Here is a 23601-nt window from a genome sequence, read left to right on the forward strand (position 1 = left end):
GCGTCCGGGTGGCTCACGACGGGCACAACCTCATGGTGAGGAGGCGCAAAGCGCCGTCTCGAACCATGCGCCGCCGGCCATCATGCGTCGCCCCATCCTTCGAGACGCCCGGCTTCGCCGGGCTCCTCAGGATGAGGGTCAGTGCATTTGGCGAGGGCCGTATCGCTTCAATCAATCGAAGACGGATTCAGAAATCCGTGGTCATCGACAATCTGACCGTCAGGGGCAGGCCCTGTGCGATCGTGCTGTAGCTGGCGACGCCGGACCAGTAGTCCTTGTCGAACACGTTCTGCACCGACGCACGGAATGTGACCGGCCGCCTGTCGATCACCGTCTTGTAGCGCGCGCCGAGATCCATCCGGGTCCATGACGGGATCATCTGCGTGTTCGCCGTGTTCACATATTGCTCGCCGGTGTAGATGACGTTGGCGGTCAGCGTCAGGCCCGACACGAACGGCGTGTCCCATTCGCCGCCGAGATTCGCCTGCACCGTCGGCACGCCGACCGGCCTGTTGCCCAGCGTCGCGGCGCTCGTCGTCCTGGTCAATTCGCCGTCGATCAGCGACGCGCCGCCGAGCAGCCGTAAGCCCGGCGTGACTTCTCCGAACACGTTCAACTCGAGGCCGCGGTTGCGCTGCTCGCCGCCCTCGCCGAACACCAGATTGCCGCCGATGGTTTCGAGCTGACCGAACGGCTTCTCGATCTGGAACGCGCTGAAGGTCACACCGAAGCGGCCGAGGTCGAGTTTCGTGCCGGCCTCGTACTGCGTCGTCTTGTAGGGCGCCAGGGTCTCGCCGGCGTTGATCGCGTTGGTCGGTGCTGTTTCACCGATGCTCAGGCCTTCCGCGTAGTTCGCATAGAACGACACCATGCTCCAGGGGCGAACCACAAGACCGACCAGAGGGGTGACGGCGGTCTCGTCGGACGACGAGGTGAGGGCGCCGGTGTTGATATTGTAGTTGCTCGAACTGATCTGCTGGAATCGGCCGCCGACGGTCAGTTGCAGGCGTTCGTCCAGCACCGACAGCGTATCCGACAGCGCGACGCCCGACAGCGTGCTCTCGGACGCCTTCGCAATCCGGGTCGGGTCGGCGACGAACTGCTCCGGCCGATAGGCCGGGTTGTACATGTTGCTGAACTGCGTCGTGCCCGAGACGATCCCGCGATCGAGCGTCTGGTTGAGATAGCTGGACTGCAGCGTCATCGTATGCGCGATCGCGCCGGTCTCGAAGCGGGAGCGGATTCCGGTTTCCGCACTCAGCCGGTCGACGTCGAAAATCGCGTTCTCCGGGCGGATGCTGACGTCTCCGGCGGAGTTGAGCATCGTCGGAAGGCCGAACAGCCGATGAACCCGCGAGTTGCCGCCGCCGACCGCACCGAACCATGTGACGTTGTCGGTCAGGTCGTATTCGACCTTGCCGAGAACCGACTTGTCCTCGCTCTTCGACCACTCCCAGGGCGCCTGGACATTCCGCGAGCCGTTCGGCGCGCTCGGAATCGCGAAATTGCCGGACGACGGATAGAACGGCCGCTGCGGCGCCGTCAGATTTTCCCGCTGACCGATGATGTCGAGCGTGGCGCGCAACCTCTCGCCGCGATAGTCGAGGGCCAGCGAACCGACGAAGGCGCTGCGCTCCAGATTATCGATCGGGAGCTCACCGCCGCGCGCGCTGCCGTTGAAGCGGATGCCGAATTCCTTCTGGTCACCGAAGCGCCGCGAGACGTCCACGGCGCCGCCGCCCTGGGCGTTGGATGCGTAGTCGGTCGTCAGGCGCGTCAGGTCGGTGTCACCGGCGCGTTTCGGGACGATGTTGATCGTGCCGCCGACGGCGCTGTTGGGCGATATGCCGTAGAGGAACGCGGTCGGCCCCTTCAGGACTTCGACGCGTTCGGCATAGTCGGTGAACACCCGATAGGTCGGAGCTATTCCGAAAATTCCGTCGAAGGCGATTTCGCCGAGATTGCCTTCGCCGATCGGAAATCCGCGGATGTAGAACGAATCCAGCAGCCCGCCCGCCGAATGCGTGCTTCTCACGGAAGGGTCGGCTTCGAGAACGTCGGCGACGGTCTGCGCGCCCTGATCCCGGATTCGCTGCGACGTGTAGGCCGTCACGGCGAACGGCGTATCCATGAAGCTGCGATTGCCCAGCATGCCGATGCGGGCGCCCTGCGCCACCTGGCCACCGGCATAGGGGACCGGCAGCGTTCCGATGGTGTGAATTGCCGCTGCCGGGTTGGGCGCCGCAATCGGTGCGGCAGGCGGTTCAGTCGATTGCCGCGGGGCGACCCGGGACGAGCGTCGCTGCACATTGCGGGACCGGACCGGGGGCGCCACCCGCGCCCGCTGCCGCGGCTCGTCGACGGCGACCGGAGGCAGCACATGCGGCGCTGCGCTCTGTGCTCGACTTTGACAAATCCCGATGCCGGTGAGGCACAGAGAAATTGCCGCCGTTGCGACGCCGGCGTACAGCCGGTTCTTGTTAGTTCTGAAGCTGCCCACGGAATTCCCCGATCCACCCATTCGACTTTTGACTAGGTGGCCCAAGGTTCGAGGGCAACAGAAGCGGGTTAGAACCTCTATATGCGGGCGTGCAACTCCGTAGACTCGCTCTAATCCTACGGCTCGCCGGTTGTATCGACGCGCTGGGTCGCGCGCGGCCGAAACAGGATGCGCTGATACAGCCAGCCGATCGCGACCAGGACCAGCCCGAGCCCCATGAACGACAGCGCCCGATACACGCCGGTCAGCGTCGACATGTCGATCAGGAAGGCTTTGACGATGGTGAGGCCGATCACCACCGCGGAAGCGAGCCGCGCGCGCTGCGAGTTGAACAGGATGCCGGCGCCGAGCAACAGCACGCCGCAGCCGAGCCACGCCAGCGAGTAGCTGTACTGTTCGGCGTCGGTGGTGACACCGCGCCACAACGCGGGGCCGTGATACAGCCGGCGGATCTCCAGCGTCACGTAAGCGAGGCCCATCACCAGCGCGAGAGCCGCGAAGCTGTTGGCATAGGCCGGCCGGCGCAGCCCCGCCACCGCGTAGGACAGCAGCAGCGCCAGCAGCGCCGGAGCCGCATAGGCAAGCAGCAACTGGTTCAGCAACAGGCCGCCGATCTCGCCGGACCACCACAGCATCGGGTTTTCGAACAGCAGCAGCCCGCCGACGCTGGCGAGCGCGGCGTACACCGCGAGCAGAACCGCCGCGACATTGTGGACGATGCTGCCGCTGCGTCGGCGCAGCCGCTCGAGGCCGATCGCCATCGCCAAGGACACGCAGACCTGCAGAGCGACCTCGACCAGTCCGGCGCTGTCGCGATAGACGTCGCCGCCGTTGACGGCGTGGCGGATCTGCAGGAACGCCAGCAGCACGGTGAACAGGATCGCCGCCGATTCCATCATCCGCAGCGGCACGTCGTCGCCGCGCCGGCGCATCCAGACACTCGCGGTCCAGAATGCAGCCGCCGGCACGCCGTAGCCCCACAGCAGCCAGTTGAAGATCGGCGTGGTGCCGACCGCGTCGCCGACGATGCGCGGCTCCCAGCCGATCCGCAGCACGACGATGCCGGCGAGGATCGCGGCGAGCCAGCGCAGGAACGGGATCGGCCGTTGCAGCGAGATCCAGGCCGTGCCGGCCGCCATCAGCGCCAGCGCGATCGTCAGCCAGCCTTTCTCCAGCGCAAAGGTCAGCGCCAGCGCCAATGCGCCGAGCGTGCCGGTGGCGAACAGCGCAGTCGAGATCGCAAGCCCGGGTCGCGTCTCGCGCTTGCTCAGCCATTCGGTGGCGGCGCCATAGGCCGCGGCGAGCAGCACCGCGAGAACCGCGAAGGGGATCGAGCGATCGAGCTGCGCGATCCGCGCGTACAGCGCGATCAGCAGCGCCAGCGGCGTGAAAACGCCCGCAGCCGCAAAGATCACCGGCACTTTCGCGCTCACCGACCGGCCCTGCGCCAGCACGCCGGCGACGCCGAAGCCGATCGCAAAGATCGCTGCGGTGATCAGGTGCGTCGTCACCGAGCCGGCAATCGGATCGGTGCCGATGCCGGGCAGCGGTCCGCCGGGTAGCGCAAGTAACTCGGGCGCGCTGCGGATCACCCACGAGAGAAACACCAGCGCGACCAGCGCCGCCGCTGCGCCGACCGCCGCGGCCGCAGCCGCCGCGCGCCACGCGACCAGCAGCGTCGCTGCGACCAGCAGCGCGAACACGATCATCGCGCCGTCGGCATGGCGGTTGCTGACGACGATCAGCGCGGCTGTGAGCAGCGGTGCGGCGAGCGAGGCGGATGAAATCGTTTCGATCCGGCCGTCCTCAAACGAAGGTCCGAACAGCAAGTTGCAAACCACCAGCAGTGCGGCGAGCGCGAAGCCGGCGATGGCGTGGAAGGCCAGCGGCGCCAGCGTCGATGAGCCTTCGCCGAGACCCGGCAGCGTCCACAGGAATGCCAGCACGATGGTCGTGATCGCGAGCCAGCGCCACAGCCGGATCCGCGCGAGGCCGAACGACGCGGCGGTCACCACCGCGAGATAGATGTACAGCGCCCAGTAGTCCGGCGTCTCCGACGACACCAGCAGCGGCGTGACGAAGCCGGCGACGACGCCGAGCCCGGCCAGCGCCGGGCCGTGCAGCAAGGCGGCAGCCATCGTGCCGAGCGCGACCAGGCCGAGCAGGATGAAGGCGCTGGCGGGCGCGAGGAAGTCGTACAGCGCGTAAGATGCGTAGACGGTGGCGAAGGCCACCGCGGTGCCGGCCGCGGTGAGGATCGCGGGGATGTTGGCGATCGGCAGCGCGCGGATGTTGGAGATGTCTTCCTTGCGCCGCGTCCATTCGCCGGCGCCGAGCAGCGCCAGCGCGAACAGGCCGCCGAGCAGCACCCGCACGCCGGGGCCGAGCAGGCCTTGTTCGATGGAGTAGCGCACCATGAAGAAGCCGCCGAGCGCCAGCGTCAGGCCGCCGACCCACACCACCCAGCGGGTGCCGATGCGCTCTTCGAAGCCGGGTTTGACGGGCTGTGCAGAGGCCGGGTCAACCGGCGCGGCCGCATCGATCGCTGCGTCAGCCGACGCGGCGCTCCCGGCGGATGCCGGCTCCGTCGCCGCCTCGGCCGAAACCGCCTCGGCGGCGGGCTGAAGCTCGGGCGCCAGCGGCGCCTCTGCCACGGCGCTGCCACTCGGCGCGGCGGCCGCGGCCTCCGTGCGGGCCGTCAGCGGCTGCCCCGCCTCCAGCGCTGCGAGCCGCGCCTGCAATTCCTGGGAGCGGTTGTTTGCCTTGCGCGCCAGCACCAGCGCGACGATGGCGATCACGAGCGTCAGTAGTTCGAACATCACATCTCCAGGCGACCGGCCCGGATGCGGGGCGCTTCGCTTCCTGATCCAAGTTCAGCGCCGCCCACGCACGCGCAGGCCGGGCGCCGGGCGCTCCTGCAGCACCTCGCGGCGGAAGCGAAACAACGCCGCCGGCCGTCCGCCGGTTCGTGTCGACATCTCGCCGGTCGGTTCGACCAGCGCGCCGGCTTCGACCAGCCTGCGGAAATTCTGCTTGTGCAGATGCCGCCCCGAAATCGCTTCCACGGTATGCTGCAACTCGGTGAGTGTGAACTCCGGCGGCAGAAGTTCAAACACCACCGGGCGGTATTTCAGCTTGGCGCGCAGCCGCGCGATCGCGGTGGCGAGGATGCGGCGATGATCGAACCGCATCGCTACGCCGAGCGGTGGCACCTTGGCGCGTGCCAAGGCCGCGGGCCGTCCGTCGCGCCGCGCCTCTTCGATCAGCCCGGCTTCGTAGAGCAGTTCGTAGCGATCGAGCACGCGCTCTTCGTCCCAATGCGCGCCGTCGACGCCGAAATACAGCCGCACCCGATCCTTGCGGGCGAGCGCGCGCGCGGTGTCAGGCTGTTCGGCCTTGCCGGCCCAGGCGGTGAGTTCGGGGATGATGTCGCGCTCGATGATCTCCGGCCGCTGCTCGCGCCAGTCCTCCCACGGGAAGAAGCGATACCATGGCTCGAAGGTCGCGCCCGCCGCGCGGGCGGCGTTGTCGACCGCGCGGGTCAGCGCCAGATAGCCGATCGAGGCGACGTGGACCTCGGTGTCGCCGAGCCGCGCATGGCGGCCGCGGTCGCCGAAGGTGTAGAGCTGCTCGACATAGCCGAGCCGCAACCCGGTCTGCTCCTCCACCCAGGCGCGCAGGCCGATGTCGAGCGTGCGATGGGAGATCGCGTCGAACGGCCCGTAGGGCAGGCCGATCAGATCGTTGCCGCCGGACGCCGTCAGGATCAGCGGCTCGTTGTTCTCGATCGCCACGATGGCGGCGGTCAGTCCGATCTCGATCGGAATCGGGAGCTTGTCGCCGGTCTTGTCGCTCATGCGGCCTTCGATCGTCATTCGAGATCGATGCGGAACGGCCGGCCCTCGATGCCCATATTGCCGGGGCCGATCCTGTCCAGCGCGCGCAGCATCCGCCCCTCGCGCCCGAGCGCGCGATCGGCCAGCGTCACGATCAGCCGGTTCGGGAAGGCGCTCGGCGAAGCGTCGCGGATCTGCTGCGCGATCACCATTTCGTCGCGATGCGGGTTGAGCGCGCAGGCGGCGGCGAAGGCGCTGGCGGTGGAGCGGCTGATGCCGGCATAGCAATGCACCACCAGCGGCGCGGCGCGGTCCCAGGCGCGGACGAAATCCAGCACTTGGGTGACGTGCTCCTGGTTGGGCGCGACGAAGCCGTCGATATCCTCGGTGATGTCGTCCATCGAGATCCGCAGATGATTGGCTTCCAGCACCGACGGCGGCCGCTGCACCTGGCCGACATTGGCCATCACGGACAGAACATGGCTGGCGCCGGTCGCCGCCACGGTCGGATGCAATGCTGCGAGCGAGCAGACGTGAATCATGAGGCCTTCCGAAGTTGCGCGATCTTAATCCTGCGCCGCAGCAGGTGAAAGCGCGATGACGCCGGTTCTCGGGAACAAGGCGTTGGGACGGCAGCGCTAGCCGTACAGCGCCGCGAAGCGGGCGAGCAGCCGCTTCTCCGCCTTTCCGGCCGACCAGGGCGTCAGATAGTCGTCGACCATCGCCGGCGGCAGGCCGGGGTCGCTGCCGAACAGCCGCTTGGCTTCGGCCTTGGTGAAGCCGGCGAGGTGGGTGGCCTCGAGATAGGCGGCGCCGCGGTCGGCAGCCTTGATCTGGCGTTCGATCGCATCGTCGAGCACCGCCGGCAGCCCGAATCGGATGTGAATCGCGGCGAGCAGCCGGCGCTCGACCGCCTTGTAGGATTCGCCGATCACCGCCTTGAACGGCGAGATCATGTCGCCGATCACGTATTCCGGGGCGTCGTGCAGTAGCGCCGCGAGCCGCAACCGGGCGTCGACCCGGGGGCTCTTCTCGCGCATCACTGCCTCGACCAGCAGCGTATGCTGCGCCACCGAAAAGATGTGCGCACCGCTGGTCTGGCCGTTCCAGCGGGCCACCCGCGCCAGACCGTGGGCAATATCGGCGATTTCGACGTCGAGCGGCGACGGATCGAGCAAATCAAGCCGGCGGCCGGACAGCATCCGCTGCCAGACGCGGGCGGCTTGCGGTGTCTTGGCGGCGGAGCTGGACGCGGGGGTTTTGGCGGCGGAGGTCATGGCAAAGCCGAGGCAAAGTTCAGGCGGGCGATCGCAGGCGAAGCAGTTCGCGCCATATAGGCCGCCTTGCCCGAACTAAGCCACCGTCTGGGCTCAGTTCTGCACGATCTCGTAACTATACTGGTAGCACTTGGTCTGGTGGGCGTTTGGTGCGCGAGGGGGAATGCCATGGGAATGAGCGGTCGCCGCGAAGCGGAACCATCTCCGGCCGAAGACGGATACGGTCGGGCCACCTCCGAAACTCTGCTGCAGGAACTGCAGCAGGAGAACGAATCGTTGAAAGAACTGGTCGTCAGCCTGTCGGAATTGGTGATCAAGCGGGTCGCCGATCAACGCTGACGCAGCGCGGTCTTCCGGGCCGGCGACGCAGAACGTCGCGTCGGCCGTTTCGCTGCGCCGCAGCGCGCGTGGCAATGACAGTCGACCAGATGATCGTTGACCATGCCGACGGCCTGCATGAAGGCGTAGACGATGGTCGGGCCGACGAATTTGAAGCCGCGCGCCGACAGCTCCTTCGAGATCTTCACCGACAGCGGCGTCGAGGCCGGCACGCCCGCGGTGGTCTTGAACGTGTTGACCTGCGGTGCGCCGCCGACGAAGTCCCACAGGAACTTCGAGAATCCGGGGCCTTCCTCCTGGATCTTCAGCCAGGCCCTGGCGCTGCCGATCGCGCCGTCGATCTTGGCGCGGTTGCGGACGATGCCGACGTCGTTCATCAGCGCCTGAACCTTCTCGGCATCGTAGCGCGCGATCTTGGCAGGATCGAAATCGTCGAAGGCGCGGCGGAAATTGTCACGCTTGCGCAGGATCGTGATCCACGACAGCCCGGCCTGAAAGCCGTCGAGAATCAGCTTCTCAAACAGCGCGCGGTCGTCGTATTCGGGCACGCCCCATTCGGTGTCGTGATAGGCGACGTAGAGCGGATCGTCGCCCGGCCACGGGCAGCGCTTCAATCCGTCGTCATGGAGCCGAACGGAGCGGGTCATGCCACGGTCTTTCGCGCGGCGGGCTTCAACTCGTCCGGGTCAGCGAGCTGCAACGCGATGCCGCCGGCGCTGAGCGGCAGCGCCGCTTCGCGGGCGTCGGCGACGCGGTCGACCCGCAGCAGCGCCAGCCCGCAGCCCTCGGCCGACGAGCCCATTGTGCCGACGCTCTTGTCGCCTGCGGTGATGTCGCTGCCGGGCTGCGGCGCCGCGCCGTCGAGCAGCACGCGCACGATCCGGGTGCGCGCGGTGCCGCGATGGTGCATTCGCGACACCACCTCCTGGCCGATGTAGCACCCCTTACTGAAATCGACGCCGTGCAGGCGGTCCATGTTGGCTTCGTGCGGGAAGGCGTCGCCATAGGCGAAGTCGACGCCGCCGGCCGGCGCACCGCGCGCGATGCGATGCGCCTCATAGGCCGCCGCATCCACCAGTTCGGCGCCGATCGCCTCGGCGGTCTTCTGCGCCAGCAGTTCGGGCACGATGATTCGCCAGCCGAGCTGGTCGTTGCGCGGATCGGCGAAGGCCGGTTCCGACGTCGCGGCCGGCGCGCCGTTCCACACCGCGAGCACGCCGAGCCGGTCGGACAGGTTCTCGATCAGCACCTTGGCGCGCAGCTTGTAGAATTTCAGCTTGGTGGCCAGCGGTTCGGCCAGCGCTTTCGGGCAATCGAGCAGAAAACCGCCGTCGTCCTCCGCGGCGAGTTCGGTGATGAAGAAATCCGCCACGATCTTGCCCTGCGGCGTCAGCAGCGCGCCGAACCGGCCGAGCCCCGGTTCGAGCAGAGTCAGATCCGTGGTGACCAGGCCGTTCAACAGATGCCGCGCATCGGCTCCGCTGATCTTGATCACGCCGCGGTCGGGGAGGAGGGCTGCCTTCATTGCATTCTCTCGTGGCGCCGTCAGGATCGTTCTTTGCGGACGCGTCCCGGCCGGCTATGACATCCCAAGGTAAGCGGCCGGGCTGCGCGCAACAACCCTTGCAACACGAACCCCTGCAAGATGCGCGCCGCCGCAATGCTATCGAGGATCCATGACCGCCACATTCGACACCATTCTGAAGGGCGCCACGATCGTCAACCAGGACGGCGAGGGCGTCGGCGACATCGGCATCAGCAATGGCCGGATCGCCGCGCTGGGTTCGCTCGGCCAGGCGTCCGCCGGCGAGACGATCGAATGCGGCGGCCTGCATGTGCTGCCCGGCGTGATCGACACCCAGGTGCATTTCCGCGAACCGGGTCTCACCCACAAGGAAGACCTCGAAACGGGCTCGCGCAGCGCCGTGATGGGCGGCGTCACCGCGGTGTTCGAAATGCCGAACACCAACCCGCTCACGGTGACGGCAGAGACATTCCTGGACAAGGTGCAGCGCGCCGAGCATCGCATGCATTGCGACTTCGCGTTCTTCATCGGCGGCACCCGCGACAATGTCGACGAATTGCCGCAGCTCGAGCGCGCCCGCGGCTGCGCCGGGGTGAAAGTCTTCATCGGCTCGTCGACCGGCAGCCTGCTGGTCGAGGACGATCCGAGCCTGCGCCGCATCCTGTCGGTGATCCGGCGCCGCGCCGCGTTCCACGCCGAGGACGAGTATCGGCTCGAGGAGCGCAAGGGCGAACGCATCGAGGGCGATCCGCGCTCGCATCCGGTGTGGCGCGACGACATCGCGGCGCTCACCGCGACGCAGCGGCTGGTGGCGATCGCGCGCGAGACCGGCAAGCGCATCCATGTGCTGCACGTTTCGACCCGGCAGGAGATGGAGTTTCTGCGCGAGCACAAGGACGTCGCGTCGGTCGAGGTGACGCCGCATCATCTGACGCTGGTCGGGCCGGAGTGCTATGAGCGGCTCGGCACCAAAGCCCAGATGAATCCCCCGGTGCGCGACGCCTGGCATCGCGACGGGCTGTGGCACGGGCTTTCGCAGGGCGTCGTCGATGTGCTCGGCTCGGACCACGCGCCGCATACGCTGGACGAGAAGGCCAAGACCTATCCGGCCTCGCCGTCCGGCATGACCGGCGTGCAGACGCTGGTGCCGACGATGCTCGACCACGTCAACGCCGGCCGGCTGTCGCTCGCCCGCTTCGTCGATCTCACCAGCGCCGGCCCGGCGCGGCTGTTCAACATCGCCTGCAAGGGCCGCATCGCGGCGGGTTACGACGCCGACTTCACGGTGGTCGATCTCAAGCGCAGCGAGACCATCACCGACGACTGGGTCGCCTCGCGCGCCGGCTGGACGCCGTATCACGGCGTCCGCGTCACCGGCTGGCCGGTCGGCACCTTCGTGCGCGGCGCCAGGGTGATGTGGCAGGGCGAATTGACCACGGCCGCGACCGGCGAGCCGGTGCGGTTTCTGGAGACGCTGAAGCCCTGACGCGGCGATAGGGCGCTTCATTGATTGAAGCGATGTGGCCCTTGCCGAATGCACCGACTCCTCATCCTGAGGAGCCCGGCGAAGCCGGGCGTCTCGAAGGATGGGGCGACAGATTAATGGCCGGCGGCGCATGGTTCGAGACGGCGCTTCGCGCCTCCTCACCATGAGGTTGTGCCTGTGGCGAGTGTCCCGGAACGCCAGTGCCGATTCCATCACAGACAGGACTGACACATCCGACGAATCGACGCTGCCGGAGCCGGCGTCCGTCGCGCCCGGATGCGAGAACGCACGATTTCTGGATGCGGCACGGAACCGCAGTCAGGGATTCTGCGTATCCCTCCCGCGGGAATTCTCAGTGATGATCGCAGCAGACGATTCGGCCGCGCACGCCGAAGCGGAGCTCCGAACAGTTGGTTAACAGGAAATCAACACAAGAGGCGCAGACTTCCAACGTCGCAACGATCGCCGGGTCGTCGAGTGACCGATACGCTTTTAGGGGGATTCCAGATGGAAGCTCAAAAGACCGCGGTCGAAGCCATCGTCGCCTTGACCGGATGTGATCGCCAGGCGGTGACCGAGTTCATCCGCAGGTTTTACCTGGCCGGGGTCAAGGACCCGAAGCGGCTCACCTTCAAGGGTCTGCAGGCGTTCGCCCGCAATTGAGGGCCGCGCCGCCACCTCGCCGTCATGCCCGGACTTCATCCGGGCAGCCATCGCGCTTTGCGAAGATGGATTGCCGGGGCAAGTCCGGCAACGACATGCGGCGCGCTTGCTGGGTCGCGGTTATTGCTTGGCCTGTGCGACCGAAAACTCGCCGTTGCGCACCCGGCCGGGCAGCCCCTCGACGAACTTCGCCACGGCATCCTCGCCGTAGGTGCCGACCAGCTCCGCGAAAGCGGTGAACAGGCTGGCCTGCGCCAGGCAATCGCCGTCCACCCCCTCGTGCAAAGCTTCGGCCCACGCTTCGCTGAGATAGCTCAGGGCGGTCTGCTTCTGGTCGCGGTCGGCCTGCATGTCGCGATCGGTCGGATAAGTCGTGACGCTCATGAAACTCAACAAGGTAGGGCGCGATCCACGGCGGATCGGCGATGTCCAAGTGTTATCACGCGCACGCCGATGGGCTAGGCAGTTCTTTAGGAAAGGTTAATGGCCCCGGATAAATACGGGGGCGACCGCTCAGTTCGCGTATCTGGCTGTCAGATCGCGGGAAATTCGCGAGCCCTCGTCGAGATAGCGCCGGATCGCCACCTGCGCGGCCGGCGTGCAGGTCCGGTAGGTCTGCTGGAACCCGTTATAGCCGCGATTGAACCCGGCGATCAGCCGGGTGCGGCGTTCGCCGGAGGGAGTTTCGGCGTCGATCAGCGCCTGCATCTCGTTGCGCCATTTGGCGCCTTCGTTGCTGCCGCAGATCCCCCGGAGATAATGCAGCGTGCCGAGGATCTCGGCGAATCGCTGCAAATCGGCGTCGAACGGCGCGGCGCCTTCCTGCGCCCGTGCGGGGGCAAGGCTGCAGGTCGCAACGACGAGGACAACAGCGAGCAGGCGCTTCAGCATGAGGGGATCCCGAAGCGGCCTGATAGGCTGTTTCGGCCACTGCGGCAAGCTGCAGGCGAGCCGTCAGGTTCCGATCAGGCGACGGGCGCTGTCGACGATCGCAGCCAGGCCCTCGGTGGTCCGGAACGTCCCGACGGTCTCCGGCGCGACCCAGACGGCGTCGTCGAGTTCGTCGTTCAGCACGGGTGCTCCGGCGATCCAGCGCGCCGCGAACGACAGGATCACGTAGTGCCCGGCATGGGCCGATCCGGGAACCACGTCGCGCCACCCGGCAAGGCCGTCGATCGCGATCGTCAGCGCGGTTTCCTCGGCGACCTCGCGCGCCAGCGCATCGTGCAGCGTCTCGCCGTATTCGACCCGGCCTCCGGGCAACGAGTACAATCCCAGCGCCGGGGCACGCGCGCGCCGCACCAGCAGCACCTGTCGGTCGCGAAAGATCGCGCCGCTAACGGCGATCTGGGGATGGCGCGGGGGCGCGGGCGGCGTCACGGCGATCAATGCGCCATGATGTAGTCGACGTCGGCTTCGCTGCCCTGGCCGTTGATGACGCCGCCGGCACGCCCGATCATCGGCTTGATCCAGCCGACCGCCTCCTCGGCGAGGCGCGCGCGCGTGGCATCCTGCTGGGCCGCCCGCATCGCATCGCCCACGGCCGTGAGAATCCGCGTCATGTTGGTGACGATGTCGTCGAAATCCGAGCGGATGCCGGGATCGGCGGTTTCATAGGCCTCGATCGCGAGGTCGCGGGCCTTGAAGTTCGACGCCTTGAAATGCTCGGCATAGGACAACGGCTGCCAGCTCAGAAAATCCTCCGAACATTCAGGCATGTCCGGAATCATTTCGAGCAGCATCACCGCTTCGTTGAAGTGGTTCAGATAGTCGGTGGCGAGGCCGGTTCGCGGATTGATATTCGCAGCCCCGAGCTGGGCCGCACGCGCGACAGAGTCCACGCCGACAGGAATGCTGGCGTTCGTTGACGGAATTGGTTGCATCGACGACATCGGTGGTATTCTTGGATTAACCAAGTTAATAGGCTCTGAAGACGCGGCCTCGGAACATTGCGCAAATGTGCGGACGCTTTGTCATCACTTCAGCACCTGCGGCGATCCGCGAAGCGTTCGGCTATGTCGACCAGCCGAATTTTCCGGGGCGCTACAACATCGCCCCCACGCAACCTGTTCCGGTAGTGATGATCGACAACGGCGCGCGCCGGTTGCGGCTGATGCGCTGGGGCTTTTTGCCGTCCTGGGTGAAGGATCCGCGGCAGTTCACGCTGCTGATCAATGCGCGATCCGAGACGGTGCTGGACAAGCCGGCGTTCCGCAACGCGATCAGGCGCCGCCGCTGCCTGGTGCCGAGCGACGGCTACTATGAGTGGAAAGCCGCGGGCGCACGCAAGCAGCCGTATTTCATCCATCCGCAGGGCGGCGGGCCGATCGGCTTCGCCGGGCTGTGGGAGACCTGGGTCGGACCGAACGGCGAAGAGCTCGACACCATCGCGATCGTCACCACGGCCGCGCGCGGCGGGATGGCCGAACTGCACGACCGCGTCCCGGTGACGATCGCGCCGCCGGACTACGCGGCCTGGCTCGATTGCGCCGAGGTCGACGCGCAGATCGCCGTCGCGCTGCTGCGTCCGCCGCCGGACGGCGCGTTCGTCTGGCATCCCGTCTCGACCGCCGTCAACCGCGTCGCCAACGACAATCCGCAACTGATCCTGCCGATTTCGGAAGAGGACATGGTCGCAGCGCAGCCGGCCGCGCCGAAGCGGGTGAAGGCCAAGCTGGTCTCAAAGCCCAAGGCATCGGCATCCGATGATGGCGGGCAAGGGTCGTTGTTCTAGAGCGGTTGATCGCTTGATTGAAGCGATCGGGTCCTTGCCGGATGCACTGAGCCCTCATCCTGAGGAGCCCGGCGAAGCCGGGCGTCTCGAAGGATGGGCGACGCAGTGCCGGCGGCGCATGGTTCGAGACGGCGCTTCGCGCCTCCTCACCATGAGGTTGTGCCTGCGGCGAGTATCCCTGAACATCAGTGCTGATTCCGTCCGAGACGAACGGCTCTAGTCGCCCTACACCACCTTGCCGGGGTTCATGATGCCGAGGGGATCGAGCGTCGCCTTGATGGCGCGCATCAGGTCGATCGCGGTCTTGTCCTTTACGGCCGGGAGGTCGTCGCGCTTCATCACGCCGATGCCGTGCTCGGCCGAGATCGAGCCGCCGAGCCGCAGCACGATGGCGAACACCACGGCGTTGACCTCGTGCCAGCGGGCGAGGAAGTCGGCCTTGTCGGCGCCGATCGGCTGGCTGACGTTGTAGTGAATATTGCCGTCGCCGAGATGGCCGAACGGCACCGGCCGCGCGCCGGGGATGACTTCCACCACCGCCGCATTGGCTTCGTCGATGAACTGCGGCACTGCGGCGACCGGCACCGAGACGTCGTGCTTGATCGAGCCGCCCTCCGGCTTCTGCGCATGCGAGATCTCCTCGCGCAGTTTCCAGAACGCCTGCTGCTGCGCGCCCGAGGCGGCGATCGCGGCGTCGGTGACGATGCCGGCCTCGAAGCCTTGTTCGAGGATCGCCTCCAGCGCGCCGCTGGCGTCGTCGCGCATCGACGACAATTCGATCAGCACGTACCACGGATGCCGGCTCTCCAAGGGATCGCGATTGGCGGCGTGGCGCACCGAGAAATCCAGCGCGATCTCGGCGATCAGTTCGAAGCTGGTGAGGGCGCCCGCGGCTTCCTGTTGCGCGATGCCGAGCAGCTTCAACGCATCCGCCGGCGACGGCAGCCCGACGAAGGCGGTCGCGACCGCGCGCGGCTTCGGAAACAGCTTCAGCGTCGCCGCGGTGATGATTCCGAGCGTGCCTTCGGCGCCGATGAACAGATCGCGCAGGTCGTAGCCGGTGTTGTCCTTTTTCAGCTTCGACAGCAGATCGAGGATGCGGCCGTCGGCGAGCACGACCTCGATGCCGAGCGCCATGTCGCGCGCGAGCCCATAGGCCAACGCCGCGGTGCCGCCGGCATTGGTGGCGAGATTGCCGCCGATGGTGCAACTGCCCTGCGCGCCGAGCGACAGCGGAAACAGCCGGTCGACGCTGGCCGCGCGCTCCTGCGCGTGCTGCAGGATGACGCCGGCATCCACCGTCATAGTGTTCGATTCGAGGTCGATCTCGCGGATCTGGTCCATCCGCTTCAGCGAGACCACCACCTCACCATTGTGCGGCGTCTGGCCGCCGACCAGCCCGGTGTTGCCGCCCTGCGGCACCAGCGCGACGCGTGCCTCGTGCGCGAGCTTGCAGATCGCCGCGACCTCCGCGGTCGAGCCCGGGCGCAGCACCAGCGGCGAGTGGCCGCGATACAGATTGCGTTCCTCTGTGACATAGGCTTCGAGCTCGGCCGGATCGGTCAGCGCGTGCCGGTCGCCGACGATGGCGGCGAAGCGCGCGATCAGCTCGGGCGACAGCGAAGCGGCCGGCGGCGGATTGGCTATGTTCATGGGCGTGGTCCGTCGAGCCTGGTGTTTCCCCTCCTCCCGTCGCGGCGGAAGGTGCGAGGCCGACACTTCACCACATTGGCCGCGCGATCAATCCCGCGGCGCCGCGGCGCGGCGCAGCCGGTCGTTGATGGCCTCGCCGAGGCCGTGATGCGGGATCGGCATTACCGCGATCGCGCGCGCGCCGCCGGCGTCGAGCTCGCGCAAGAACCCGAACAAATTCGCCGCCGCCTCGGTCAGATCTGCGGCCGGCGACAGGTTGCGAATCGCGAACGCCGTCTCGGCGCCGGGCAGCGCGGCGGGCCCGAAGGCCAGCAGCGCCTCGCCGGGGCGGACCTCGCTGGCGTCCAGCCGGACCTGGGCGCGCGGGGCGTAATGCGAGGCCAGCATCCCCGGCGCCAGCGGGGCGTGGTCGCCGGCCGGCGCCGGCTGCGGCTCGGCCAGCGCGACGCCGAGCAGCCGCTCGATCGCCTCGCGCGGCACCCCGCCGGGGCGCAGCAGCACGGGCGCGCCGAGGCAGCCGACGATGGTCGATTCGACGCCGACCGCGACCGGCCCGCCGTCGACGATCAGGTCGATCCGGCCGTCGAGATCGGCCAGCACATGCGCGGCGCTGGTCGGCGACACGTGTCCGGAACGGTTGGCCGAGGGCGCCACCACGGCGCCGCCGAACGCCCGCAGGATCGCCTGCGCCACCGGATGCGCCGGAATCCGAATTGCGACGCTGTCGAGCCCGGCGGTGGCGAGGTCGCACACCGTGCAGCCCTCCGTCTTCGGCAGCACCAGCGTCAGCGGCCCCGGCCAGAACGCCTCGGCGAGTTTCAGCGCGGTCGCGTCGAATCGGGCGATTTTTCGCGCGGCGTCGAGGTTCGCGACATGGGCGATCAGCGGATTGAACGACGGCCGGCCCTTGGCGGCGTAGAGCCGGGCCACGGCGGCCGGATCGGCGGCGTCGGCGCCGAGCCCGTACACGGTTTCGGTCGGAAAGCCGATCAATCCGCCGCCGCGCAGGCAGTCCGCGGCCGCCGAAGCCGCCGCGTCCCCGGCGGGCAGGGTCCTGGTGTGCAAATCGAGGGTCATCCCCGGTTCATATCGCAAATCGCCCGCTTGCGAAGGACGAAGGTCGACGCTATAAGCCGGCCTCTTGTCGGAGTGTGGCTCAGCCCGGTAGAGCACTGCGTTCGGGACGCAGGGGTCGCAGGTTCGAATCCTGCCACTCCGACCAGCCATTTCAATGGCTATCACGATCACCGGTCCCGATCCGGGTGCGTCCTGCGCGCAGGTCGACCGCAGGTGAATCTCCAGTTGTCGAGATGGCCCGGCTCGACGCGATAGGGCCGCGACTTGCGCGTGAACGCGCTGATCCTGCGGACGAAGGCCTCGGCCGCCCGCGGCAGTTGACCAGGCGCTCCATTTCCCACTGACAGTCGATCGACTTGCATCCCGGTCTCGGGATCGTGGTTGCGGTGCCGGAGATCACCCATCTCACCGGCGCGGTCGAGGCGGTGGATTTCGAGGTCGGAGACACCAACCGGTGCGCCAGCGGCCCGCAGCAGCGACGATCTCGGCGCAGCTCCAATATGGCTGGTAGCTCCGGCGTCGACAGCAGACGGCCCGGCGCGACGTGGTGTCGGGCCGGGCCGCGTATGTCGGCGACTTTGCGTTCAGGACTTCACGAAAGCGAGCAGATCCGCATTCAGGACCTCGGCGTGGGTGGTCAGCATGCCGTGCGGGAAGCCCGGATAGGTCTTCAGCTTGCCGTTCTTCAGCAGCTTGACCGAGAGCTTCGCCGAGTCGTCGATCGGCACGATCTGGTCGTCCTCGCCATGCAGCACCAGGGTCGGCACGGTGATCGCCTTGAGATCGTCGGTCTGGTCGGTCTCGGAGAACGCCTTGATGCCGTCGTAGTGCGCCTTGGCGCTGCCGATCATGCCCTGCCGCCACCAGTTGTTGACGACGCCCTGCAGCGTCGTCGCGCCCGGCCGGTTGAAGCCGTAGAACGGGCCGGCCGGAACGTCGAGAAAGAACTGCGCGCGATTGTCGGCGAGCGCCTTGCGGAAGCCGTCGAACACTTCGATCGGAAGCCCGCCCGGATTGCTCTCGGTCTTCAGCATCAGCGGCGGCACGGCGCTGACCAGCACCGCCTTGGCGACGCGGCCGTGCGGCTCGCCGAATTTGGCGACGTAGCGCGCGACCTCGCCGCCGCCGGTCGAATGACCGATGTGCACGGCGTTCTTGAGGTCGAGATGCTCGGCGACGGCGAAGGCGTCGGCGGCGTAGTGATCCATGTCGTGGCCGGAATCGACCTGCGACGAACGGCCGTGGCCGCGCCGGTCGTGGGCGACGACGCGGTAGCCGTTCGCCAGGAAGAACAGCATCTGCGCGTCCCAATCGTCGGACGACAGCGGCCAGCCGTGATGGAACACGATCGGCTGGGCCTGTTTCGGGCCCCAGTCCTTGTAGTAGATATCGACGCCGTCCTTGGTCTTGACGTAGGCGCTGGTCATGGCGGTCTCTCCTGGTGGCGATCGGGTGGGCGGTGCGGGCCGGGCGAGCGCGGAGCCGTGCGCCAACAGCGCGGCGCCGGCGGCGCTCATCAATATATTACCTGTCGTCGCGACAGGTGAAAGACGCTCCGCGCCGGCGCGGAGGCATCCCCGCCGAAGCATCCGGAAGCGCCGCCGGGACGTCGTCGCGTCAGGCCGTGGTCGCGTTGGCGCAGCAGCTTGCGGCATTGACTTCGGGCGGCAGGTCGATCCCCGGATTGCCGTTGAAGAAGCCGTGCGGCACCAGCTTGAAGCCGGTCGAGATACACGGCTGCACCGGAAAATCCTCCAGCCGCACCGGATGATGCAGGCCGAACACGTGCCACAGCACGAGGTCGGCATTCTCGAGCGGACGATCCTGCTTGATGAAGTCGGGCAACCCGCCGCTGCCGTCCGAGTGATTCATGTATTCGCCGCCGGGGAAACGCTCGTCGGGATCGAACGCCGTCACCCAGAGGTGGTTCTGGACGAAGCCCGCCCGCTTGCCGGAAGGAGAATTCGGGCTGACGAACGGCGTCACACAGTTCATCGCCTCGAGCTTGTAGCCGACCGGCGTGCCGGCGTAGTTCAGCTTGTTCGGATTGATCACCTTCCAGTAGCGATGCGAGGCCGGGTTCGCGCGCCGCGCCGCCGAAAGCTCGCTGCCGAGCGGCGTTTCGGCCTCGTAGAACGCATTGCCATGCGGATTGTGCGGGCCTTCGTCTTCCGCATAGGTGTTGCATTCGACGATGCTGTTCTGGTCGCCGTCGACCGCCATGTCGAGCCTTGCGCAGAAGATATGCTGATGGATGTGGCCGACGACGCCGGGCAGCACCTCGCGGGCGTATTTGCCGGGTTGGCCCGGAATGCAGGCGGCGGTGTTGATGATGCCGGTCGCCTTCATCTCGAATTCGATTGCGCCGTCGATGTGGAAGTACCAGTACAGCGCGTATTCGTAGTTGCCGACGGTGCAGATCGACGACACCACCAGTTTGCGCGCGCGCCGCACCTCGGCGCGGTCGGTGCGGAAGTCCCAGTGCTTCCACAGCAGGCCGGAATCTTCCTCGTGGATGCAGATCGCCTTCTCGATCGTCATCACGTCGCCGTTCATGGTGTTGAGATGGACGTCGAGATACTCGATCGCGCCGAGGCAGTCGCAGCCGAGCTTCAGCGAATTGGCCAGCTTGCCGATGCCGTATTCGCCGATGTCGAACACGTTCTTGCGGAAATGGCCGTTGTCGGGGCTGCCATAGGGCACCACCATCTCGACCAGCGAGGCGCGGTGCGCGACCGGGCGGCCGTCATATTTGATGTCGTGCAGCGTCAGCGCCTCGCGGGCGTTGAAGCCGATCACGAACGACCATTTGTCCCAGGTGAGAGCCCGGCCCTCGATCTTGAAGCTGACGCCCTCCGGCTGCGTGACGTTGATCGGCTTCAGCGGCGCGCGTTTGGTCTCGATGAATTCGCGCTCGTAGTTGGCTTCGATCTTCGGGATCGGGATCGTGCCGTAATCGTCGACGCGGATCACCTCCCAGGTCTTGAGGTCGATCACCGCGTTCAGCCCTTCGATCGGATGGGCGTAGAAATTCTCGTTCTCGCGCAACCGCTGCCAGGCGAAGACGTGGCACAGATGCCGGCCGTCCTCGCCGGGGATGCCGAAATTGCCCGCCGACCACGGATCGACGCAGACCGTGGTCATGTCGGTGATGCCGCGGCGCGCACAGCCGGCGATGAATTCGGGATGGGCACGGACGAAGTCTTCGATAGCGAGAAACTGCTCGAGCTGGATCATCGGCCGCGCGGTCGGAAATTCCTTGCGCGACATGATCGTGCCGGCATCGAGCGAGACGAACAGCCGCGTCACGCCGATGCGGGTGGTGCTGAACACGCTGACGCGGGCGTTGCGCGCGATCGTCATGCCTGGCCTGAAGGCGCGGACCACGGCCTTTTCGGGCTCCAGCAGCTCGATCGTCTCGAACCGCGTATCGGTGCCATAGGGCGGGTCGGCGTTGACGATCGCCGCGACCCTGGTGATTTCGGCCGGAGTGAGAGGCTGCAGCGGATGCTGCACGGCCGGGGCCTCAGCCGCTGCGGCCGCGTGACAGCAACTGGTGTCTTCCGCGAGGCTCATGATGTCGTCTCCCTGATTGGTTGCGGCGGTTCGTCGATCGCACTGATGCGCGGCATGCTGCTTCAGGGCGAGCGCCGCAGGATTGACAGTAGACGCCAATTGCGGCCGCCGGCGGGTGCTCGCGCGAACACGAGCCCGCGATGAGGGCGGATTCGCGTTACTGTTGAAACGAAGCGCCGCTCGTCTGGTCTTCCCGATCGATGCGCTTCTGATTGCAGACGGATGCGCCTTCCGGCAGGTGGTGCGGTTTTTGCTTCGCGATCGCGGCGTTTCCTCTGGATCGGTGGACATGTCTGCTTCGGGAACCATCGCCTGCGGCCCTGTGCAGCAGCTTCTGGCGGCGCTCGCTCGGTTGCGGCCGGAATCCGCAGGAATCAACGCCCGCGCGGGGATTTCACGGGCGGCCCTCGCCGATCCGTCCGAGATGCTGCCGCTGGCGGCGTTCACGTCGATGCTCGAGGCGGCTGCGCATGAAAGCGGCAATCGCACGCTCGGGATCGAGCTCGGCCGCGACTTCAAGCTCGCGGCGCTGGGGCCGATCAGCGATCTGATGCAGACCGCCCAGACCGTGGGCGACGCGCTGGAGAGCTTCAGCGGCTTCTTCGCCAGCGTCCAGACCAGCACGCGCACGACGCTGTCGGTGAGCGACGGCATTGCGCGGCTGTCCTACGCGATCGAGGATCCGGCGATCCGGTTTCGCGAGCAGGACGCCGGCTTCTCGCTGGCGATCGAATATTCGATGCTGGCCGGCTTTCTCGGCCCGGCGTGGCGGGCGAGCGGCGTCGAATTCGAGCACGCGGCGGGGGACGATCTGCCGTTCTATCAGCAGCATTTCGACTGCCCGCTGCGGTTCGGACGGCGCGAGAACGCGTTGCTGTTCCAGGCGCGGTGCCTCGACGTGCCGCTGAAGCAGGCGGACCGCAACCTGCACGCGCGGCTCCGTGCCGATCTCGCGGAGGCGATCCAGCGGCGGGCGACGCGGCTCGATCTGGTGCGCGGCATCGAGGCTTGGATCGCGGCGTCGCTGTGCCGCTCGGTCGCGACCGATATCGAGGTCGCCGCCGGCGATTTCGGCATGAGCACGCGGTCGTTCCAGCGCAAGCTCGCCGACCACGGCGTCAACTATCTCGACATCCGCAACCGCGTCCGCTCGCATATCGCCAAATGCATGCTGGCCGAGACCCGCGCGCCCGTGACGTCGATCGCGCTGCAACTCGGCTACAGCGAGACCAGCGCGTTCTCACGCGGATTCAAGAGCCAGGTCGGCGAAACGCCGGTCGAGTTTCGCAAGCGTCGGCGTGGTATTGACCCTGCCGCGGCCGCTGCGGCGTGAACGCGGAGCGTCGAATGCCGAGCGACCAGAATTGCTGTGAGCAGAGGCCTCAACTTGCCACAGCGTCATCCTGAGGCGCACGCCGGGCCGCGCTTTGGCGCGGCGCGGCGGGCCTCGAAGGATGAGCCGCAGGCACTCGTCTCTCATCCTTCGAGGCTCGCTGCGCTCGCACCCCGGATCAAGTCCGGGGCAGGCTCTCAGGATGACGTCCGAACTACGTGGATGGCCGGGACGAGCCCGGCCATGACGAACGTCAGGTGATAGCGGACGCGCTGAACCTCCTCAGCAGTCCAGCGTCATATCGCGTTCCCAGTCGGTCAGGTGCCGCGAGAACTCGTTCCATTCGTGGTGCTTGAGCTTGAGATAGGCCGGGACGTATTCGCCGAGGCTGCCCTTGAGCAGTTCGGAGGCCTCCAGCGCGCGCAGCGCGTCGAGCAGATTCAGCGGCAGCCGCTTGGCATTTTCGACCAGATGGCCTTCCTGATACATGTTGATGTCGAGCCGCTTGCCCGGATCGCGCTGGCATTCGATGCCGTCGAGGCCGGCGGCGAGGATCGCGGCCTGCATCGCGTAAGGGTTGGCGGCGCCGTCGGCGAGCCGCAGTTCGAACCGGCCGGGCTCGGGAATGCGGATCATGTGGGTGCGGTTGTTGCCCGAATAGGTCACCGAGGACGGCGACCAGGTTGCGCCCGAGGTGGTGCGCGGCGCGTTGATACGCTTGTAGGAATTGATCGTGGGGTTGAGGATCGAGGCGAGCGCGTCGGCGGAGTGGATGATGCCGCCGATGAAATTGTAGCCGAGGGGCGAGACGCCGAGTTCGCCGCCCTCGTCCTCGAAAGCGTTGGCGCCGTCCTTCCACAGCGAGACGTGGACGTGGCAGCCATTGCCGGTGAGGTTCGAGAACGGCTTCGGCATGAAGGTCGCCCGCATCTCGTGCTTCTCGGCGATCGACTTCACCATGTATTTGAAGAAGGCGTGGCGGTCGGCGGTCACCAGCGCGTCGTCGTAGTCCCAGTTCATCTCGAACTGGCCGTTGGCGTCCTCGTGGTCGGTCTGATAGGGGCGCCAGCCCAGTTGCAGCATGCCGTCACTGATTTCCCGGACCACGTCGAAGCGCCGCATCAGCGCCGCCTGGTCGTAGCACGGCTTGGTCTGGCGGTCGGCTCCGTCCTTGATGTCGTAGCCGTCCGGGGCGATCAGGAAGAACTCGCATTCGACGCCGCTCTTGAGCTGCAGGCCTTTCTCGGCGGCCCTGGCCTTGAGCCGCTTCAGCATGTTGCGCGGCGCCTGCTCGACCGGCTTGCCGTTCATCCACAGATCGGCGGCGAGCCAGCCGACTTCCGGTTTCCACGGCAGCTGCATCAGGCTGTCGGGATCGGGAATGGCGAACAGATCGGGGTCCGCCGGGGTCATGTCGAGCCAGGTCGCGAAACCGGCGAAGCCTGCGCCGTTCTTGGCCATCGTGGCGATCGCTTGCGCCGGCACCAGCTTGGAGCGCTGGGTGCCGAGCAGGTCCGTAAAGGAGATCAGGAAGTACTTGATGTTCTTCTCTTTGGCGGCCGCTACGAGGTCGACGGTCATGGAGTCCTCTTGATGACTGGG

21 protein-coding genes and 1 tRNA gene are annotated in these 23601 nt (G+C 67.0%); 6 read left to right on the plus strand and 16 right to left on the minus strand.

The features are described from left to right. Nucleotides 1–187: 187 nt before the first annotated feature. The 5 genes from SR870_RS22425 to SR870_RS22445 form a co-directional block, all read right to left on the minus strand. Entirely contained in the window at nt 188–2521 is a 2334-nt protein-coding gene (locus SR870_RS22425; RefSeq protein ID WP_322515698.1) for a TonB-dependent siderophore receptor, read from the minus strand. A gap of 95 nt (nt 2522–2616) precedes the next feature. Beyond that, nucleotides 2617–5319, minus strand: coding sequence for a DUF2339 domain-containing protein (locus tag SR870_RS22430; protein WP_322515699.1), 2703 nt, complete (start codon nt 5317–5319; stop codon nt 2617–2619). A 54-nt stretch (nt 5320–5373) separates the two neighbouring features. Continuing rightward, nucleotides 5374–6357, minus strand: a complete 984-nt coding sequence (locus SR870_RS22435) for an NUDIX hydrolase (protein WP_416221108.1) — start codon at nt 6355–6357, stop codon at nt 5374–5376. A 14-nt stretch (nt 6358–6371) separates the two neighbouring features. Next, nucleotides 6372–6878: a tyrosine phosphatase family protein gene (locus tag SR870_RS22440; protein ID WP_322515701.1), complete on the minus strand. Its 507-nt coding sequence runs from the start codon at nt 6876–6878 to the stop codon at nt 6372–6374. Between the two features lie 96 nt (nt 6879–6974). Further along, nucleotides 6975–7613, minus strand: a complete 639-nt coding sequence (locus SR870_RS22445) for an HD family hydrolase (RefSeq protein ID WP_322515702.1) — start codon at nt 7611–7613, stop codon at nt 6975–6977. A gap of 174 nt (nt 7614–7787) precedes the next feature. Between SR870_RS22445 and SR870_RS22450 the strand changes: the two genes are divergently transcribed. Next, nucleotides 7788–7952 carry a hypothetical protein gene (locus SR870_RS22450; protein ID WP_322515703.1) on the plus strand — a complete coding sequence of 55 codons (165 nt, stop codon included), beginning with the start codon at nt 7788–7790 and terminating at the stop codon, nt 7950–7952. Here the strand turns inward: SR870_RS22450 and SR870_RS22455 are convergent. Continuing rightward, the gene (locus SR870_RS22455) at nt 7943–8599 is read right to left on the minus strand and encodes a DNA-3-methyladenine glycosylase I (protein ID WP_322515704.1); all 657 of its coding nucleotides are present in this window, start codon (nt 8597–8599) and stop codon (nt 7943–7945) included. The genes SR870_RS22450 and SR870_RS22455 overlap by 10 nt on opposite strands. Next, nucleotides 8596–9477 carry a folate-binding protein gene (locus tag SR870_RS22460; RefSeq protein WP_322515705.1) on the minus strand — a complete coding sequence of 294 codons (882 nt, stop codon included), beginning with the start codon at nt 9475–9477 and terminating at the stop codon, nt 8596–8598. The genes SR870_RS22455 and SR870_RS22460 overlap by 4 nt, the downstream gene beginning before the upstream one ends. A gap of 151 nt (nt 9478–9628) precedes the next feature. Here SR870_RS22460 and SR870_RS22465 point away from each other — a divergent pair, with 151 nt between their 5' ends. Together SR870_RS22465 and SR870_RS22470 are read left to right on the plus strand one after the other, a co-directional pair. Further along, nucleotides 9629–10963: a dihydroorotase gene (locus tag SR870_RS22465; RefSeq protein WP_322515706.1), complete on the plus strand. Its 1335-nt coding sequence runs from the start codon at nt 9629–9631 to the stop codon at nt 10961–10963. A gap of 477 nt (nt 10964–11440) precedes the next feature. After that, a complete protein-coding gene (locus SR870_RS22470) occupies nt 11441–11626 on the plus strand; it encodes a hypothetical protein (protein ID WP_322518397.1) in 186 nt (61 codons plus the stop codon). 120 nt (nt 11627–11746) lie between these two features. On the opposite strand, the gene SR870_RS22475 is transcribed toward SR870_RS22470, so the two are convergent. The 4 genes from SR870_RS22475 to SR870_RS22490 all read right to left on the minus strand — a co-directional run bounded on the left by SR870_RS22475 (nt 11747) and on the right by SR870_RS22490 (nt 13518). Beyond that, entirely contained in the window at nt 11747–12010 is a 264-nt protein-coding gene (locus SR870_RS22475; protein WP_322515707.1) for a hypothetical protein, read from the minus strand. A 129-nt stretch (nt 12011–12139) separates the two neighbouring features. Continuing rightward, nucleotides 12140–12517 (minus strand): TIGR02301 family protein, encoded by a 378-nt coding sequence (locus tag SR870_RS22480; RefSeq protein WP_322515708.1) that lies wholly within the window; start codon nt 12515–12517, stop codon nt 12140–12142. Between the two features lie 63 nt (nt 12518–12580). Then, nucleotides 12581–13006: an NUDIX hydrolase gene (locus tag SR870_RS22485; RefSeq protein ID WP_322515709.1), complete on the minus strand. Its 426-nt coding sequence runs from the start codon at nt 13004–13006 to the stop codon at nt 12581–12583. Nucleotides 13007–13011: 5 nt separating this feature from the next. Next, nucleotides 13012–13518: a hypothetical protein gene (locus SR870_RS22490; RefSeq protein WP_416221109.1), complete on the minus strand. Its 507-nt coding sequence runs from the start codon at nt 13516–13518 to the stop codon at nt 13012–13014. 65 nt (nt 13519–13583) lie between these two features. Here SR870_RS22490 and SR870_RS22495 point away from each other — a divergent pair, with 65 nt between their 5' ends. Then, nucleotides 13584–14360, plus strand: coding sequence for an SOS response-associated peptidase (locus SR870_RS22495; RefSeq protein ID WP_322515711.1), 777 nt, complete (start codon nt 13584–13586; stop codon nt 14358–14360). Between the two features lie 225 nt (nt 14361–14585). Here the strand turns inward: SR870_RS22495 and SR870_RS22500 are convergent, their stop codons facing one another. Then, nucleotides 14586–16013, minus strand: coding sequence for an FAD-binding oxidoreductase (locus SR870_RS22500; RefSeq protein WP_322515712.1), 1428 nt, complete (start codon nt 16011–16013; stop codon nt 14586–14588). An 87-nt stretch (nt 16014–16100) separates the two neighbouring features. Continuing rightward, nucleotides 16101–17090: an L-threonylcarbamoyladenylate synthase gene (locus SR870_RS22505; RefSeq protein WP_322515713.1), complete on the minus strand. Its 990-nt coding sequence runs from the start codon at nt 17088–17090 to the stop codon at nt 16101–16103. Nucleotides 17091–17158: 68 nt separating this feature from the next. On the opposite strand from SR870_RS22505, the gene SR870_RS22510 reads away from it, so the two are divergent. Next, nucleotides 17159–17235: transfer RNA gene (locus tag SR870_RS22510), tRNA-Pro, on the plus strand. A gap of 439 nt (nt 17236–17674) precedes the next feature. Here the strand turns inward: SR870_RS22510 and SR870_RS22515 are convergent. Both SR870_RS22515 and SR870_RS22520 read right to left on the minus strand, forming a co-directional pair. Then, the gene (locus SR870_RS22515) at nt 17675–18517 is read right to left on the minus strand and encodes an alpha/beta hydrolase (RefSeq protein WP_322515714.1); all 843 of its coding nucleotides are present in this window, start codon (nt 18515–18517) and stop codon (nt 17675–17677) included. Between the two features lie 190 nt (nt 18518–18707). Beyond that, a complete protein-coding gene (locus SR870_RS22520) occupies nt 18708–20666 on the minus strand; it encodes a primary-amine oxidase (RefSeq protein WP_322515715.1) in 1959 nt (652 codons plus the stop codon). A 289-nt stretch (nt 20667–20955) separates the two neighbouring features. On the opposite strand from SR870_RS22520, the gene SR870_RS22525 reads away from it, so the two are divergent. Continuing rightward, the gene (locus SR870_RS22525) at nt 20956–21999 is read left to right on the plus strand and encodes an AraC family transcriptional regulator (RefSeq protein ID WP_322515716.1); all 1044 of its coding nucleotides are present in this window, start codon (nt 20956–20958) and stop codon (nt 21997–21999) included. 282 nt (nt 22000–22281) lie between these two features. Here SR870_RS22525 and glnT read toward each other — a convergent pair whose 3' ends face one another. Continuing rightward, nucleotides 22282–23580, minus strand: a complete 1299-nt coding sequence (gene glnT, locus SR870_RS22530) for a type III glutamate--ammonia ligase (protein WP_322515717.1) — start codon at nt 23578–23580, stop codon at nt 22282–22284. Nucleotides 23581–23601: the final 21 nt, after the last annotated feature.

The sequence above is a fragment of the Rhodopseudomonas palustris genome, from assembly GCF_034479375.1.
Taxonomy (GTDB): domain Bacteria; phylum Pseudomonadota; class Alphaproteobacteria; order Rhizobiales; family Xanthobacteraceae; genus Rhodopseudomonas; species Rhodopseudomonas palustris_M.